Origin of the sequence: Collinsella sp. AM16-21 (assembly GCF_003471905.1) — a bacterium.
Classification (GTDB): Bacteria; Actinomycetota; Coriobacteriia; order Coriobacteriales; family Coriobacteriaceae; genus Collinsella.
Window position 1 is genome coordinate 1 of record NZ_QRKJ01000036.1, and the last position, 1,642, is coordinate 1,642.

The 1,642-nt window shown below is 64.8% G+C and carries 1 rRNA gene; it reads left to right on the forward strand.

From position 1 onward, the window contains the following. The first annotated feature begins 4 nt into the window (after positions 1-4). Positions 5-1,510: ribosomal RNA gene (locus tag DW180_RS10065) — 16S ribosomal RNA — on the forward strand. The last annotated feature ends 132 nt before the right edge of the window (positions 1,511-1,642 follow it).

Genomic DNA, 1,642 nt, shown 5'->3' on the forward strand with positions numbered 1-1,642 from the left:
ATTTTGGACGGAGAGTTCGATCCTGGCTCAGGATGAACGCTGGCGGCGCGCCTAACACATGCAAGTCGAACGGCACCCCTCTCCGGAGGGAAGCGAGTGGCGAACGGCTGAGTAACACGTGGAGAACCTGCCCCCTCCCCCGGGATAGCCGCCCGAAAGGACGGGTAATACCGGATACCCCGGGGTGCCGCATGGCACCCCGGCTAAAGCCCCGACGGGAGGGGATGGCTCCGCGGCCCATCAGGTAGACGGCGGGGTGACGGCCCACCGTGCCGACAACGGGTAGCCGGGTTGAGAGACCGACCGGCCAGATTGGGACTGAGACACGGCCCAGACTCCTACGGGAGGCAGCAGTGGGGAATCTTGCGCAATGGGGGGAACCCTGACGCAGCGACGCCGCGTGCGGGACGGAGGCCTTCGGGTCGTAAACCGCTTTCAGCAGGGAAGAGTCAAGACTGTACCTGCAGAAGAAGCCCCGGCTAACTACGTGCCAGCAGCCGCGGTAATACGTAGGGGGCGAGCGTTATCCGGATTCATTGGGCGTAAAGCGCGCGTAGGCGGCCCGGCAGGCCGGGGGTCGAAGCGGGGGGCTCAACCCCCCGAAGCCCCCGGAACCTCCGCGGCTTGGGTCCGGTAGGGGAGGGTGGAACACCCGGTGTAGCGGTGGAATGCGCAGATATCGGGTGGAACACCGGTGGCGAAGGCGGCCCTCTGGGCCGAGACCGACGCTGAGGCGCGAAAGCTGGGGGAGCGAACAGGATTAGATACCCTGGTAGTCCCAGCCGTAAACGATGGACGCTAGGTGTGGGGGGACGATCCCCCCGTGCCGCAGCCAACGCATTAAGCGTCCCGCCTGGGGAGTACGGCCGCAAGGCTAAAACTCAAAGGAATTGACGGGGGCCCGCACAAGCAGCGGAGCATGTGGCTTAATTCGAAGCAACGCGAAGAACCTTACCAGGGCTTGACATATGGGTGAAGCGGGGGAGACCCCGTGGCCGAGAGGAGCCCATACAGGTGGTGCATGGCTGTCGTCAGCTCGTGTCGTGAGATGTTGGGTTAAGTCCCGCAACGAGCGCAACCCCCGCCGCGTGTTGCCATCGGGTGATGCCGGGAACCCACGCGGGACCGCCGCCGTCAAGGCGGAGGAGGGCGGGGACGACGTCAAGTCATCATGCCCCTTATGCCCTGGGCTGCACACGTGCTACAATGGCCGGTACAGAGGGATGCCACCCCGCGAGGGGGAGCGGATCCCGGAAAGCCGGCCCCAGTTCGGATTGGGGGCTGCAACCCGCCCCCATGAAGTCGGAGTTGCTAGTAATCGCGGATCAGCATGCCGCGGTGAATGCGTTCCCGGGCCTTGTACACACCGCCCGTCACACCACCCGAGTCGTCTGCACCCGAAGTCGCCGGCCCAACCGAGAGGGGGGAGGCGCCGAAGGTGTGGAGGGTGAGGGGGGTGAAGTCGTAACAAGGTAGCCGTACCGGAAGGTGCGGCTGGATCACCTCCTTTCTAGGGAGATACGTTCTTAGAGAGAAACACTTTAACTCGAATAGAGGGCAGGAGCCCGTCCGGTCGATGTCTGGCCAGGATGAAGTCCCCGCAGCACCCGGTCCCCGGGGTCGCACCCGCGTACCTTGAGAG